Annotated in this window: 15 protein-coding genes and 1 riboswitch; of the genes, 6 read left to right on the top strand and 9 right to left on the bottom strand. The window is 64.1% G+C overall.

The window, feature by feature from the left end; all coding sequences use genetic code 11:
• Nucleotides 1-8: 8 nt before the first annotated feature.
• From BXY53_RS06380 to BXY53_RS06370, 3 genes are read right to left on the bottom strand one after another with little or no spacing between them, the layout of a single operon-like run.
• Nucleotides 9-1,580 (bottom strand): ATP-binding protein, encoded by a 1,572-nt coding sequence (locus BXY53_RS06380; RefSeq protein ID WP_245410375.1) that lies wholly within the window; start codon nt 1,578-1,580, stop codon nt 9-11.
• Nucleotides 1,561-2,280, bottom strand: coding sequence for a response regulator (locus BXY53_RS06375; protein WP_119061018.1), 720 nt, complete (start codon nt 2,278-2,280; stop codon nt 1,561-1,563). The genes BXY53_RS06380 and BXY53_RS06375 overlap by 20 nt, the downstream gene beginning before the upstream one ends.
• Nucleotides 2,277-2,855 carry a MarR family winged helix-turn-helix transcriptional regulator gene (locus BXY53_RS06370; RefSeq protein ID WP_119061017.1) on the bottom strand — a complete coding sequence of 193 codons (579 nt, stop codon included), beginning with the start codon at nt 2,853-2,855 and terminating at the stop codon, nt 2,277-2,279. The genes BXY53_RS06375 and BXY53_RS06370 overlap by 4 nt, the downstream gene beginning before the upstream one ends.
• Nucleotides 2,856-3,116: 261 nt before the next feature.
• On the opposite strand from BXY53_RS06370, the gene BXY53_RS06365 reads away from it, so the two are divergent.
• Entirely contained in the window at nt 3,117-4,013 is an 897-nt protein-coding gene (locus tag BXY53_RS06365) for a branched-chain amino acid aminotransferase (protein ID WP_119061016.1), read from the top strand.
• Nucleotides 4,014-4,022: 9 nt separating this feature from the next.
• Here BXY53_RS06365 and moaE read toward each other — a convergent pair whose 3' ends face one another.
• The 4 genes from moaE to BXY53_RS06345 all read right to left on the bottom strand — a co-directional run bounded on the left by moaE (nt 4,023) and on the right by BXY53_RS06345 (nt 5,900).
• The gene (gene moaE, locus BXY53_RS06360; RefSeq protein ID WP_119061015.1) at nt 4,023-4,472 is read right to left on the bottom strand and encodes a molybdopterin synthase catalytic subunit MoaE; all 450 of its coding nucleotides are present in this window, start codon (nt 4,470-4,472) and stop codon (nt 4,023-4,025) included.
• Nucleotides 4,473-4,483: 11 nt separating this feature from the next.
• Nucleotides 4,484-4,741 (bottom strand): molybdopterin converting factor subunit 1, encoded by a 258-nt coding sequence (gene moaD / locus BXY53_RS06355; protein ID WP_119061014.1) that lies wholly within the window; start codon nt 4,739-4,741, stop codon nt 4,484-4,486.
• Complete coding sequence (gene pgsA / locus BXY53_RS06350) at nt 4,738-5,346, bottom strand: CDP-diacylglycerol--glycerol-3-phosphate 3-phosphatidyltransferase (RefSeq protein ID WP_119061013.1); 609 nt, start codon at nt 5,344-5,346, stop codon at nt 4,738-4,740. Before pgsA ends, moaD begins: the two co-directional genes overlap by 4 nt.
• A 65-nt stretch (nt 5,347-5,411) precedes the next feature.
• A complete protein-coding gene (locus BXY53_RS06345; protein ID WP_119061012.1) occupies nt 5,412-5,900 on the bottom strand; it encodes an Lrp/AsnC family transcriptional regulator in 489 nt (162 codons plus the stop codon).
• Nucleotides 5,901-6,017: 117 nt separating this feature from the next.
• On the opposite strand from BXY53_RS06345, the gene BXY53_RS06340 reads away from it, so the two are divergent.
• From BXY53_RS06340 to BXY53_RS06330, 3 genes are all read left to right on the top strand, one after another.
• Complete coding sequence (locus tag BXY53_RS06340) at nt 6,018-6,995, top strand: mitochondrial fission ELM1 family protein (protein ID WP_245410374.1); 978 nt, start codon at nt 6,018-6,020, stop codon at nt 6,993-6,995.
• Nucleotides 6,996-7,126: 131 nt separating this feature from the next.
• The gene (gene trxB, locus BXY53_RS06335) at nt 7,127-8,089 is read left to right on the top strand and encodes a thioredoxin-disulfide reductase (protein WP_119061011.1); all 963 of its coding nucleotides are present in this window, start codon (nt 7,127-7,129) and stop codon (nt 8,087-8,089) included.
• Nucleotides 8,090-8,145: 56 nt separating this feature from the next.
• Nucleotides 8,146-9,033, top strand: a complete 888-nt coding sequence (locus BXY53_RS06330; protein ID WP_119061010.1) for a LysR family transcriptional regulator — start codon at nt 8,146-8,148, stop codon at nt 9,031-9,033.
• Between the two features lie 76 nt (nt 9,034-9,109).
• On the opposite strand, the gene BXY53_RS06325 is transcribed toward BXY53_RS06330, so the two are convergent.
• On the bottom strand, nt 9,110-9,607 hold the full coding sequence (locus BXY53_RS06325; protein ID WP_119061009.1) for a copper chaperone PCu(A)C: 498 nt from the start codon (nt 9,605-9,607) through the stop codon (nt 9,110-9,112).
• Between the two features lie 38 nt (nt 9,608-9,645).
• Nucleotides 9,646-9,831: riboswitch (cobalamin riboswitch) on the bottom strand.
• 591 nt (nt 9,832-10,422) lie between these two features.
• Here BXY53_RS06325 and BXY53_RS06320 point away from each other — a divergent pair.
• On the top strand, nt 10,423-11,001 hold the full coding sequence (locus BXY53_RS06320) for a CarD family transcriptional regulator (RefSeq protein WP_119061008.1): 579 nt from the start codon (nt 10,423-10,425) through the stop codon (nt 10,999-11,001).
• 226 nt (nt 11,002-11,227) lie between these two features.
• The gene (locus BXY53_RS06315) at nt 11,228-11,791 is read left to right on the top strand and encodes a DUF2244 domain-containing protein (protein WP_119061007.1); all 564 of its coding nucleotides are present in this window, start codon (nt 11,228-11,230) and stop codon (nt 11,789-11,791) included.
• Between the two features lie 3 nt (nt 11,792-11,794).
• Here the strand turns inward: BXY53_RS06315 and BXY53_RS06310 are convergent, their stop codons facing one another.
• The gene (locus tag BXY53_RS06310) at nt 11,795-14,563 is read right to left on the bottom strand and encodes a [protein-PII] uridylyltransferase (protein ID WP_119061006.1); all 2,769 of its coding nucleotides are present in this window, start codon (nt 14,561-14,563) and stop codon (nt 11,795-11,797) included.
• Nucleotides 14,564-14,660: the final 97 nt, after the last annotated feature.

Here is a 14,660-nt window from a genome sequence, read left to right as displayed (position 1 = left end):
GCCCCGCCCTACTCGACCGGCAGCCTGATAGTCGCCTTCAACCCGCCGAGCGGACTGTGGCCCAGCGTGATGTCACCGCCGTGACCGCGCACGATATCCCGCGCGATCGAAAGGCCGAGGCCCGTGCTCTTGACGTTCTGGTTGCGGGAATCGTCGAGGCCGAAAAACGGGCGGAACACCTCCTCGCGCTGCTCCAGCGGAATGCCCGGGCCGTCATCCTCGACATCAACCGTTATCGTGCGCGGGTTGCGGCGCGCCGTGAGCCGCACCGTCTCCGCAAACCGTGTCGCATTCGCGGCCAGATTGAGCACGGCGCGCTTGATGGCGTTGCGCCGCGCGACGAGATCGAGCGTCTCCGGGGCCTCCAGCGTGACCGGCGTCACGCCGCCGCCCGCCGTCTCGGCGACCTCCTCCAGCACCTCGACCAGATCGAACTCGACCGGCTCTTCCCCCGCATCGCCCTTTGCAAACGCCAGATAGTCCTCCAGCATCTGCTGCATTTCATCGATATCCGCGCTCAGGCTTTCCGCCTCGGGGCGATCGCCGAGCATGGCGAGCTGCAGGCGAAAGCGCGTCAGAACCGTACGCAGGTCGTGACTGACCCCGGCGAGCATGGTTGTGCGCTGCTCCACGTGCCGCTCGATCCGGTCGCGCATCTCGATGAAGGACTGCGCCGCCAAGCGTACTTCGCGCGCGCCGCGTACCTTGAAGTCTTCCGGCGCGGGCTGCCCACGACCGAACCTCTGCGCCGCTTCAGCGAGGTTCAGTACGGGGCGGATCTGGTTTCGCAGGAAAAGGACCGCAACGATGAGCAGGACCAGCGATGTCCCGACCATCCACAGCAGGAAGATGTGCGAGTTCGAGGCGTAGGTCTGGTTGCGCCGCGCCAAGACCTGCAAGACCGCGTCGTCGAGCTTGATCCGGATTTCGACATACCGGGACTTGCCGACCGTATCGATCCAGAATGGACGGCGGATGCGTCGGCGGATTTCTCGTGACAGCGTCCGGTCGAGCAGGTCGAAAAATGGCTTGGGCCTTGCTTCGGGAAGGTTTTCGTCCGGCAGGATTCGCGCGATCAGCCCAAGCCTCTCCCGCGCAATGTCGGTCAGTGTCTCGTAATCGTCGTCGTGCGGATATTGCTCATAGACCGAGATGAGCGTAGCGATCTCGTTGGTGGTGGCGATGGAGAGCTGGCGCGTGACCTGCTGCCAGTGCCGCTCCATGAAGACGAAGGCGAGCACCGACTGGAGAATCACGATCGGGACGATGATGATGAGCAGCGCGCGGGCATAAAGCCCTTTCGGCAGGATGCGGCCAAGCGCATGCGCGGTAGCATCATGGAACCGTGCAAGCGCATCGAACAGCACGCGAAACACCCGCCACTGCCGCAGCCACGCGACATTGTGGTGGTGCATCGCGAGGAAGCCGCGCCAGAGCTTCTCCGCAGCCCAGCCCAGCCACGCCATGTTGCGCCGGTGCATGGCGACGAAACCGCGCCACAACCGCCCGAGCGCGTCGCGTTTCCGGCTGGCGACTTGCGAGACCAGCGTTTTCGGCCGCTCAATCCACGTAAAGGACATAGCCGCGGCCCCTGACGGTCTGCAGATGCACCGGGTTGGCGGGGTCCACTTCGATCTTGCGGCGCAGGCGGTTGATTTGCACGTCGATGGCCCGGTCCGTGCCGTGCGCGTCATCACCGAGCAACTCATGACGCGCGATCGTCTCGCCGGGAGCGCGGGCAAACTGGCGCAGCAGTTCCCGCTCGCGATCGGTGAGCTTCACGAGCTCGCCGCCGCGCGTCAGGTCGCCGCGAAGGACATTGAAAACGCAATCGCCGAAGCGGATCTCGTCCGGTGTCTCATCCTGCGGCGTACGCCGACGCAGGATGTTCTGCAGGCGAAGCAGGAGTTCGCGCGGGTCAAAGGGCTTGGCCATGTAGTCGTCGACGCCGAGCTCAAGCCCCTCGACGCGGCTTTCCGGCTCGGAGCGCGCTGTAAGCATGAGGATTGGGACGTCCGATTCTGCGCGTAGCGTCTCGGCCAGCGACAGGCCGGATTCACCCGGCATCATGATGTCGAGGATAATCAGATCGAAAGCCAGGCCGCGCAGCGCGTTGCGCGCCTCGCCCGCATCCGCGCTCACTGTCACGCGAAAGCCGTTCTCGCGCAGGTAGCGCGCCAACAGGTCGCGGATGCGCCGGTCATCATCCACCACCAGCAGATGCGGCGCAGTATCGGCCGGCGGTTCAATCGGCTTTTCCTCAACGCTCGCAGCAGTCATTGACCTTCCTCCCCGTTCGGATCCAGCCCATCCCCCGTGGCAATAAGTCTCGCGATGTCCTCGCGCTCTTCCGCGCGGATCATCGTGAACAGGAACTCCGCCACCGTCTCCGGCGCGTCTGCCCCCGAAGCGCGCAGCGCGGCGTTGATCCGCTCGCTCTGACGCCCGGCGAGTCGGGCGATCAGCGTCTGGCCATCCTGACGCGGATAGAGCAAACGCTCACGCCGGTCGGTCTCGCCACGCATCTGGGTGATGAAACCGCGGTCGCGCAGATCCTTCAGCACGCGTGCGAGACTTTGTTTGGTAATTTTGAGGATTTCGAGGAGATTGGCGACTCTAATGCCCGGATGCCGGCAGATGAAGTGCAGCGCCCGGTGGTGTGCTCGTCCAAACCCGAGCTCGGCGAGGATTGCGTCGGCATCGGCGGTGAAGTCGCGATAGGCAAAGAACAGCAGCTCGATGATTCGCAGGCTCTGCGGATCGGGCGGCGCGGCCTCCCGCGCGCTCTCCGGGCTCTGCTTTGCGGCGGCACTCTCGGGCCGCTCGAGTTCGGTATCGGGCGTTATGTCAGCCATGTTGACATATATTGAACGGATTGCTACGTACAGCAATCGTTTTTGACATTTTTCCGATGGACTCGCGCCATTTGCCGCAATATCTAAACGGCTTAATCGGCAAAGGCTTGGCGTGATACGCTCACGCCACGGGGCGCTCGTCATCAGGCAACGAAAAGGCCGGAATCCCGGTCTGCGACGGGCATCATGTGTTGTCCCGCTGCAGCCGGGAGTCAAGCCGATTTCGGGAGCGAAACGCGGCAAACGCTCGGGAGAAGAACAATGGCACTCGTTCCGTACGATCAGCGCGACGGCGCTATCTGGATGAATGGCGAGCTCATTCCGTGGGGCGACGCGAAGCTGCACGTACTGAGCCACGGCCTGCACTATGCCAGTTGCGTGTTCGAGGGGGAACGGGCCTACAACGGCGAGATTTTCAAGCTCACCGAGCATAGCGAGCGCCTGGCCGAATCAGCGCGCGTTCTCGGCTTCGAACTTCCGTACAGCGTCGAAGAAATCGATCAGGCCTGCCGCGATGTGCTGAAGGCGAACGACCTGGTGGACGCTTATGTCCGCCCGGTCGCGTGGCGCGGCAGCGAGCAGATGGGTGTTTCCGCGCAACAGACGAGGATCAACGTCGCCATCGCGGCTTGGGATTGGGGAAAGTATTTCGACCCGGCCGCGATGGAGACCGGGATCCGACTCGCGATGGCTGAATACTGCCGGCCCGACCCGCGCACCGCGCCGGCCAAGTCCAAGGCGTCCGGCCTCTACATGATCTGCACGCTGGAGAAGCATAAGGCGGAAGCGGCAGGCTATGCCGATGCGCTGATGCTCGACTGGCGCGGGCGTGTCGCTGAGGCCACAGGCGCCAACATTTTCTTCCTGAAAGATGGTGTGCTGCACACCCCCACACCCGACTGCTTCCTCGACGGCATCACGCGCCGCACGGTCATGGACCTCGCGCGCAAGCGCGGTATCGAGATCGTGGAGCGCGTCATCATGCCCGAGGAGATGGAAGGCTTCGAGGAGTGCTTCCTCACCGGCACCGCCGCCGAGGTGACCCCGGTCGGCGAGATCGGGCCGTACAGCTTCCATGTCGGCGAGGTGACGCGCACGCTGATGGCAGATTATTCGGCGCTGGTGCGCCCGGCCGAGGCTCTGGCGCAGGCTGGCTAAAGCGCGAGCCTATTCGCCCGCCCAGCGGCGCGCGGCCGCATCGTCGGTTTCGCGCGCCTCGACCCAGCGCGGGCCGTCCGGTGTCTCCTCGCTCTTCCAGAACGGCGCGCTCGTCTTGAGATAGTCCATCAGGAATTCGGCCGCCTCGAACGCGGCCTGCCGATGCGCTGACGCCGTGACGACCAGCACGATGTTGTCGCCCGGCTCCAGCCGCCCATAGCGGTGGATGATGGTGCACTCGGTGATTGGCCAGCGCTCGCGCGCTTCGGCCTCGATGCGCTCCAATTCGCGCTCGGTCATGCCGGGGTAGTGCTCCAGCGTCATCGCGGCGACACGCTCGCCCTTGGTCTCGCGCACCGTGCCGGTGAAGGCGACGATGGCGCCGATATCCGTGCGCCCAGCCCGGACCTTGTCGATCTCGGCGCCGATGTCGAAATCCTCGCGCTGCACCCGAATCATGCGTGCCTCCCCTAGCCGCCCGTCACCGGCGGAAAAAAGGCGATCTCGCGCGCCCCGCGCACCGGCGCATCATGGGCGACATGCTCCTGATCGATCGCCGCGCGGATAACATCGTCGCGCTCGAAAGCGGCGGCGAATTCCGGCCCGCGCTGCTTCTGCCACGCGATCAGGTCCGCGATCGTTTCCACGCCCTCCGGAAGCTCGATCTGTTCCTCCCCTATTCCCGTCTTCTCGCGCATCCAGGCGAAATACAGCACCTTGGTCATCATCTGTCCTGATCCATCACGTGTTTGAGGCCGGCGCGGAAGTAATCGAAACCGGTGTACAGCGTCACAAGCGCAGCGACCCACAGCAGACTCAGCCCGATCGCCGAGGCGCAGCCGCCGCACAGGTCGTCACCGGCTCCGCCGGCCAGCAGGAAGCACAGCGCCACCATCTGCACCGTTGTCTTCCACTTGGCAACTGCGCTGACGGCGACCGTGACCTGCAAACCGGCCAGGAATTCCCGCAGGCCCGACACCAGAATTTCCCGGGACAGGATAATCACTGCGGCCCAGATCGACCACCCGGAAATTGCGCCGGTCTCCACCAGCATGAGGAGAGCCGCGCCCACCAGCAGCTTGTCGGCAATGGGGTCAAGCATCCGTCCGAGTGCGGATTGCTGCTGCCACGCCCGGGCGATATAGCCGTCGAGAAAATCCGTCACGCCGGCAAAGGCGAACACGCCCAGCGCCGTCCAGTTCGCGATATCGCCTTCGAGAAAGAACAGTGCCGCCACCAGCGCCGGCACGGCGGCCAACCGCAGATAGGTCAGCACGTTCGGCAGGCTCAAAAGAACCCGGCGGCGGTCAGCGGAGGGCGCGGTACCAGTCATGGGCCTCTCAAGACGCGAGGGATCGGCGCGCATCGTGTCGGAAACACATTAGCGAAGGTGGCGTTTCAAGACTGTTCCGCAACCGCCGGCAGCGGCGGACCGAGTTCGTATTTTGACCGGCGGATGACCAGAGACGTCTTGACGCTGTCGACGTTCTTCGCCGCCGTCAGATCGTTGATGATGAAGTCCTGAAATGCTTCAAGGTCGCGCGCAACGCATTTCAGGATGAAGTCGATCTCGCCGGACAGCATGTGGCATTCGCGCACGATGTCCCAGGAACGCACCTGCTCCTCGAATGTACGCAGGTCCTGCTCCGACTGCCCGGAGAGCCCGACCATTGCGAACGCGCAGACCTCGTAGTCCAGCGCCTTCTGGCTGATAAGCGCGTGATAGCCCTCGATGATGCCGGACTCCTCCAGCGCGCGCATCCGCCGCAGACAAGGGGGCGCGGAAATTCCCACCCTGCGGGCAAGTTCCACATTGGTAATGCGGCCGTTGGCCTGAAGCTCGCGCAGGATGCGCCAGTCAGTTTCGTCAAGTCTGAATGTCGTCACGAAGCCAATCCAATCTCGCTGTCTTAAGGCCGCTCGCGGTTATATCATGTCGCCTGCGCGATACCATTGGAATGCTCCGGTGAGAATTCAAGCAACAAAGTTGTGTAGAGGGCGTTTGTGACGCAGCGCGGATCAGAAGGCTCAATCTGGATCCTGTCGGACGGCAAGGCCGGGCATCTGGCGATGACAACCGGGGTTGCCACCGCGATGGGGCTCCAGGCGCGTATCATCGAGGTCGCGCCGCCCCCGCCCTGGCGATGGATGGCGCCGCGTGGCCCGGCCCCGCCGGACCTGCGCAGGCTGCGCCCTGACGCCGGGCAGCCCTGGCCGCAGTATGTCTTTGCGGCCGGGCGCGCAACCATCCCCTATCTGCGGGCGATCCACCGTGCAGCCCGGAGCCGCAGCTTCACCGTGGCCTTCATGGACCCGCGCGTGCCAGACGCCGCCGATCTCGTCTGGGTTCCGGCGCACGACGCGCGGCGCGGCGAGGATGTCATCACGACCGTGACATCACCCCACGGTTTCTCCCCAGAGCGCCTTGCGGCGCTGCGTGCGGCATTGCCGGGAGAGATCGCTGATCTCCCCAGCCCGCGGGTGGCAGTCCTGCTCGGCGGGTGCGGAGGCGGGTTCGCGTTCACGGACGCGGCAATCCAACGGCTCTCAGGCGCGCTCCGCCAGATGGCCGGCCTCGGCGCGAGCTTTCTTATCACGCCCTCGCGGCGCACGCCGCCTGCCCTGCGCAACGCCGTCCGCGATGCGACCGCCAGCGCCCCACGCATCGTCTGGGACGGCACAGGCGAGAACCCCTACCCCTATTTCCTTGCCGGCGCCGACGCCTTCGTCGTGACAGCCGACAGCGTCAACATGACCGGCGAAGCCTGCGCGACCGGACGCCCGGTCCATGTATTCATGCCGGAGGGAGGCCGGCCGAAGTTCCACGCCTTTCACAGTGCGCTCGAAAAGACCGGCGCGACCCGCGCCCTGCCCTACCGACTGGACGCGCTGGAGACCTGGCACTACGCTCCGATCCACTCCGCCGAACGCATTGCCGAGGAGATCGCCCGCCGTGCGCAAGCACGCTTCGCGCCGGCTTGAAGCGCCGCCCACGCGTGGACAAGCTCCGCGTCGCATTGACCCGGCCTGCGCCGCGCCCTATTTCTGCAGCGGAGGGATCCCATTTCGGCACCGCGAAAAAACGCGCCGATAAGCGAGATACAGGCAAGCCGATGTCCGATCGCCACGAAAAGCTCATCATTCTCGGCTCTGGCCCTGCCGGCTACACTGCCGCGATATATGCCGCGCGCGCCATGCTGGGGCCGGTGCTCATCCAGGGCATCCAGCCGGGCGGGCAGCTCACCATCACCACCGATGTCGAGAACTACCCCGGCTTCGCCGACCCGATCCAGGGCCCCTGGCTCATGGAGCAGATGCAAGCGCAGGCCGAAAATGTCGGGACGGAGATCGTCACCGATCACATCATCGAGGTGGACGTGACGCGCCGGCCATTCTGGCTGAAGGGCGACAGCGGCACGACCTACACCGCCGATGCGCTCATCATCGCCACGGGCGCGCAGGCGCGGTGGCTCGGCCTGCCGTCGGAAGAGAAGTTCATGGGCTATGGCGTGTCGGCCTGTGCCACCTGCGACGGCTTCTTCTATCGCGGCAAGGAGGTGATGGTGGTCGGCGGCGGCAACACCGCCGTGGAAGAGGCGCTTTTCCTCACCAATTTTGCCAGCAAGGTCACGCTGATTCATCGCCGCGACGCGCTGCGCGCGGACAAGACCCTGCAGACCCGACTGTTCAACAACCCCAAGATCGAGGTCATCTGGGACACGGTCCTGGAGGAGATTCTGGGCGAGGACAACCTGCCGAGCGTGACGGGCGCGCGGCTGCGCAACGTCAAGACTGACAACGCGCACGAGATCGCCGTGGACGGCGTCTTCATCGCAATCGGCCATGACCCGGCGACCGGCCTGTTCAAGGGCCAGCTCGACATGAAGGAAGGCGGCTACATCATTACCGCCCCGGACTCCACGCGCACCAGCGTGCCGGGTGTGTATGCAGCCGGCGACGTGACCGACGATATTTATCGCCAGGCCGTGACGGCCGCGGGCCAGGGCTGCATGGCGGCGTTGGAGGCCGAGCGGGACCTGGCCGCAATGGAGGCACCCGCACAAGCCGCCGAGTAATCAGGATCTTCAAGGGGCTTTGCTGACAAGGCGGTCCCGCCGGACTGGATCGCCCAATGGACTGGGACAAACTAAGGATATTTCACGCCGCCGCGGAGGCCGGGAGTTTCACCCACGCCGCAGAGGCCCTGCATCTGAGCCAATCCGCCGTCAGCCGCCAGGTGAGTGCGTTGGAGCAGGAGCTGGGCGCGCCGTTGTTCCACCGCCATGCGCGCGGCCTGTCGCTGACCGAACAGGGCGAATTGCTGCGCCAGACCGCCGAGGATGTGCTGGTCAAGCTGAACTCGGTGGAGTCGATGCTGGCCGACACGCTGGCCGAGCCGAGCGGCGAGTTGCGCATCACCACGCCAGCGGGCCTTGGCGCGACTTGGCTGGCGCCTCGGCTGCGCGAGTTCATCGAGCGATATCCGAAAATCCAGGTCCAGCTTCTGCTGCGTGACGAAGAACTCGACCTCAGCAAGCGCGAGGCCGATGTTGGCATTTGGCTGCACGCGCCGACGCAGAAAGATCTCATCCTGCGCAGGCTGTTCACCGTGCATTTCCATGTCTATGGCTCGAAGGATTACCTTGAAGAGCACGGCGCGCCACAGACGCTTGCCGACCTCGACAACCACGCGATCATCACCTACGGCGGCATCCCCTTCCCGCGTCGCGGCATCAACTGGCTGGAGACGGCCGGCCGCGAGGGACAGACGCCACGCAAGCCCATCATGCGCATCAATAGCATGGATGGCATCAAGCGCGTGGTGAAGCGCGGCATGGGGCTGGCGGTGCTTCCGGATTATCTGGCTTCAGACGAGCCGGACCTGGAGAAGGTGCTGGACGAGGCGGATGTGCCAGCCTTCAACACCTATCTGGTCTATCCGGCCGAGCTGAAGACATCGAAGCGCATCGCGGCCTTCCGGGAGTTTGTGGTCGCCAAGGCGCGCGAGTGGGCGTTCTGAGCGGCAAACATGAAAAGTGCGGCCCTGCCCCCGTCAGCGCCGCACCAATTCCGGAATACAGTCTTTTGAACAGCGGCTAGCCGAGTTCGCCCTCGTCCCCGTCCTGGTCGGTTTCCTCGCCGAGTTTCTCTACCTCGACGTCGATCTCAACCTCGCCGATCTCTGCAAACTCTAGATGCGCCTGGAAATAGTCGCCGGCAAACAGCCGCCGCTGCACGTCGTTGAACACGATGCGCAGGCCACCCGGTTGCATCGTCACGCTCTGACCGGGCCCGATCTCGACGGTGTTGACTTCGCGCGTGCGCAGCGTCCCATCCGCGCCAACCACCTGTGCCTGAAACACGCCCGGGCGCGCAAACGATACGTCCGCGCCGGTCAAAGTCACGGGTTCCGAGCCGGCGTTCTCGATGGTCATGTAAACTTCGATGGCGTGCGCCATTTCTGCGGTCGCGCCTGTCCAGGCGTGGCTCACCGAAACGCTCGCCTTGCGATACTGCTCGCCATCGTGATGCGCAGTCGCCGGCAGACCAGCCGCGAGCGTGAATGCGGCTGCCATCAGGATATAACGGATCATGCTGTGCTCCTTTACGGGGCCCACCGCCCCAGCTTATGGTGACTTCTCGTTCAACGGCAGGTCTCCTGGCTCGCGGGTCGTCGCCAAGGCCTCCGCCTTCCCGGCCCATGCAGGCCAGTGGCATCGTGAAGGCTGGCTCACCGCTCACAGTTGCGGGGGCAGCGCTGGTTTCGCACCAGCTTCCCTCTTCGTCCCGTTAGGGAACCGCCGAACGCAATCAAGGTTAACCCCGGTCAAAACGTCGCGCAAGCTGCTATCGGCCTTTGCCGAACATCGACAGTCGCCGAAGGATGGCGGCAACGTCGCAAGCGATTCAGGCGACTCAGCAAGGGGAAGAGGCAAGTTCTGACCGGACGGTCAGGGGCCTGGCGCCATAAAGCAAAAAACGCCGCAAGCGGCAAAAGCTGTTAAGAAGTTTGGCCAGCGCCTTGAGGTGTGGCCTCAGGGCTTATCGGAATCTGAACACAGGCTTCCAAAAGCCTAATAATAATGCTATAAACACCACTTCTTCGGCGAGAGATCGTGGAGCGTCCTGCCGCCAGCGCCGCGGCGAGGCGGCGCTTTCTGAAGCCTCTCAGATTTTGGGCGTGTCGCAAGAAGTAGCGGCTCGCCTGTTTGGCGTTCTGGACACTCGGGCGGTCTTCTGATGTCGAGTTTCGCGTAGCACAGTTGGGCATAGGGGGCAGCAACACGCCGCCATTGGGGGCAGTGGTGACTTCCGTGTTGTTGGCGCTGTGGTTCTACGCAGTCAAAAGCGGATAACCCCGCGCTGTTGGTATCTCTCGGCAGCGCCAGAACAAGTGAGACGGTAGAGAATGGCTGCAAAAAAATCGCTGCAAAGAAACGGCTTCAAGACAAACGAGTACGTTGTCTATCCGACACATGGTGTCGGGCGGATCGTGGACATCGAGGAACAGGAAATCGCCGGCTCCAAGCTTGAACTGTTCGTCATCAACTTCGAGCAGGAAAAAATGACCCTGCGCGTCCCGACCACGAAGTGCGAGTCGGTCGGCATGCGTAAGCTGTCTGAAGGCGCGATCGTCGAGAAGGCGATGGCGACCCTACGCGGCCGCGCGCGCGTTCGTCGCATGATGTGGAGCCGCCGCGCCCAGGAATACGAAGCCAAGATCAATTCCGGTGACCTGATCTCGATCGCTGAAGTCGTGCGCGACCTGCATCGCTCCGAGAGCCAGCCCGAGCAGTCCTATTCCGAACGCCAGCTTTACGAAGCGGCCCTGGAGCGTATGGCGCGCGAAATCGCCGCCGTGCAGGATGTAGACGAGGCTGTGGCAACACGCCGCATCCATGAGGCGCTGAACAAGACGCGCAGCGGCGCCAAGCAGGCCCCAGAGCCCCAGACGGAAGGCGCCGAAGCCGAGGTGCGCGCAGCGTAAGCCGCTTACTGGCCTTTGGCCGACATGAAAAAAGGACGGGTGCGTACCTTTCGCGCCGGTCCTTTTTTCGTGCGCCGCCGCGACCGGCAGCTCTATAAGAGCGGTGATCCTTTCAAGCGCCTGAGTGGTATAATAGATCAAGGTCTGTGATGCAGCCACACGGGCCGACGGCGCACCCGCCCCCGGTGCGTCGGACGCGCCGGCGCGCAAAAGCAACGATGCAGGGATGACGGACCGGAGCGAAAATCAGACCAGCGACATATCGGAAGGCTGGCCGGACGGAACCTCTGCGGCGCCGACCGATGCCGCGCTGCCGCCGACCCTCGCCGGCGCCGAGCGCATCGTTATCTGGCCCCATCGCTCACTCGGGCGTGATGGCACGCTTGCTGTCACGGGTGTGGCGGCGGCGGGGTTTGCGATGGTAACCGCCTGGGTCGCTGCGCCGGCCGCATGGTTCGTCGTGTTCCCGGCGATCATCGCGCTTGCGAGCCTTGCCTTCGCGTTCTGGCTGAACATGCGCCGGGCCGAACGCCTGGAAATCATCGACGTCAGCGCGAACCTGATCCGCGTCATGACCAGCTATCTTGGCCAGCACCACCTCGTCGACCGCTTCAACCCGCATTGGGTTCGCATTGAGCTGAGCGACCAATACAAGATCGAGAAACGCCTGATCCTGCGCGAGAGCGGCCGCGCGGTATCGGTTGGGGATTGTCTTTCGCCGGCGGAGCGGGAGAGCCTGGCGGATGAACTGCGCCAGAAGATACGCAAGGCGCGCGAAGGGCTGGCCTAGACTTCACGACTCGAGCGCGGCTATCAGCTTGTCGTGCACCTTCTCCCGCGCCCAGTCGCTCTCAATCTTGTTGCCTGCGCGGTCCATCACATAAAACACGTCCACGACTTTTTCGCCGAAGGTGGCCACATGGGCCGAGGCGATATTCAAGTTGAGCGAGGCGAGCGCATCTGCGAGATCGTAAAGCAGCCCGATCCGATCGAGCCCGTTCACCTCGATGACCGTCAGATCGTTTGAAAGCGTATTGTCGATGATGACCTGCGGCTCAACGCTGAACGGCTCAAGTTTCGGCTTGGCCTTGCGTTTTTCCGCCATCAGCTTCTTCAGGTCACGATCGCCGGCTAGCATCGACTGCACCGCGTCCGCGATCCGCTCGGCCCGTTCAAGTTCCTCGCGGTCCTCCGGAAAGGCGCGCTGAATGCCCAACGTGTCCAGCGCCATGCCATCGCGCGTGGTGTAGATGTGCGCCCCGACGATACGTGCACCCGCTGCGGCACACGCGCCGGCGAAGATCGCCAGCAGGCGGGGATGGTCCTTTGTGTAGAGCGTCAGCTCGGTCGCACCCATCGGGGATGCCGTGGCATCGTGCGCGAATGGGGTCGGCTGACCCTCACAGCGGCGCATCAACTCGGCATGCTTGACCTGGGTCTCCAGATCGCAGCGCAGCCAATAGGCCGGGTAATGCCGTGCGATGATGCGCTCGACCTCCTCTTCCGGCCAGTCGTTCAGCGCCTCGCGGAGCTGGTCCTGCGCCCGGCGGATCTGCGCCTCGCGGCTGATCTGCGTGTGCCCGCCGGCCAGCACCGGCTCGGTCTCATTGTACAGCGCGCGCAGCAGTTGACCCTTCCAGCCGGTCCACACGCCGGGCCCGACCGCGCGAATATCCGCCGCCGTCAGGATGACCAGCAGCTTGAGCCGCTCGGGGCTCTGCACGATCTCGGCGAAGTCGCGGATGGTCTTGGGGTCGGCTAGGTCGCGGCTCTGCGCGAACTCGCTCATCACCAGATGATGCTCGACAAGCCACGCCACCGTACTCGTCTCCGCCGGCGTGAGGCCAAGGCGCGGACACAACTCGCGCGCGACACGGGCGCCAGCAACCGAGTGGTCCTCGTCGCGCCCCTTGGCAATGTCGTGGAGAAAGGCGGCGACGAACAGCGCGCGGCGGTTCTGGATATTGCGGATGATCTCGGTGGACAGCGGCAGTTCGCTGGCGAGGTCGCCGTCCTCGATCTCGGAGAGCACGCCGATGGTGCGGATGAGATGCTCGTCGACTGTGTAGTGGTGATACATATTGAACTGCATCATCGCCACAACGCGACCGAAATCCGGAATGAAGCGGCCGAGCACGCCGGCTTCGTTCATCCGGCGCAGCGCGATCTCCGGATTACCGGGCGACGTCAGCAACTCCAGGAACAGACGGTTCGCCTCGGGGTCGGCGCGCATCTCGTCGTCGATCAACGGCAGCGAAGACCGGATCAGCCGGAACACCTCCGGGTCGAACAACACCTTGTGTCGCTCGGCCAGTGCGAAGACGCGGATCATGTTCACCGGATTGGCGCGGAACACGTCTGCTCGCTTGGCCATGATGCGCCCGTTCTCGATACGGAAATCCGTCGTCGCGCTCAGCTTGGCACGTTTGCGCCAGCCCATGCCGGCCAGCATGTTGCCCAGTGTCGGCGTGACCTTGAGTTGCTGCATCTCCAGGCTGGCGCACACGATTCGCGTGAGGTCACCGACCTCCTTTGCCACGAGGAAATAGTGCTTCATGAAGCGCTCGACCGGGCGCAGGTTGCCCCCCTCGCGATAGCCAAGACGTTCGGCGAGCACGAGCTGGCGGTCGAATGTCAGGTGTTCCTCTGGCTTGTTCGCAAGGAAATGCAGGTGACAGCGGATGGTCCACAGGAAATCCTCGCAGCGCCGGAAGTGCCGCTGCTCACTCGGGCTGAAGATGCCGAGAGCAACCCAGTCCTCCGTCTCGCTTTCCGGGTAGAGATACTTCGTCAGCCAGTGCAGCGTGTGCAGGTCGCGAAGCCCGCCCTTGCCATCCTTGACGTTCGGCTCGACGCGGTAGCGCGAATTGCCGGAGCGTTCGTGCCGGGCATCCCGCTCGGCGAGCTTGGCCTCGACGAATTCCTTTTCGGTGCCGGAGATGACGGCGGACTGGAACTTGTCGCGGAACCGCTGGAACAACTCCTCATCGCCCAGGATCAGGCGCGAATCCAGCAGAGAGGTCCGGATCGTCATGTCGCGCCGCGCCAGCGTGATGCAGTCGTTGATCGTGCGCGTGGCGTGCCCCACCTTGAAGCCCAAGTCCCAGAGGAAATACAGGATGCTCTCGACCACGCTCTCGCCCCAGGCGGTCTGCTTGCTCGGGCGCAGGAACAACAGGTCGATGTCTGATTTCGGCGCAAGAAGCCCGCGGCCATAGCCCCCTGTGGCGATCACGGTCATGCGCTCGGCCGCCGAGGGGTTCTTCGCGCGGTAGACGTGGCTGGCGACGAAGTCATAGATCAGCCGGATCAGCTCGTCCTGGAAGAGCGACAGGCTCTCCGCACAGGCCCGGCCATTGCCGGTCGTCTCCAGTTCGGCGCGCGCAGTTTCGCGGGCATCCTGGACAATGGCCTTGAGTAAATCGAGCGCCTGGGGGCGAAGAGCGTCGCTGTCACCGTGGCGCCGCCACAGGGCCGTGAGTTCGGCGCGCGCGGCCTCTGGATCAAAGTAAGGGGCTGCCGTACGGGCTTCGGGAGGAGTGGCAAGAACGCGTAATTCCATGGACACAAGGCTACACCAGAACGCGCGGCCGTGCACGAAGGCCCTGCGTCTCGGATCAGGCGGAAAAAGCAGAGGGCGGACGCCCCGCCTGCTGCGC

This window comes from Dichotomicrobium thermohalophilum (genome assembly GCF_003550175.1).
Classification (GTDB): Bacteria; Pseudomonadota; Alphaproteobacteria; order Rhizobiales; family Rhodomicrobiaceae; genus Dichotomicrobium; species Dichotomicrobium thermohalophilum.
This window is presented reverse-complemented; position numbering and strand designations above follow the sequence as displayed.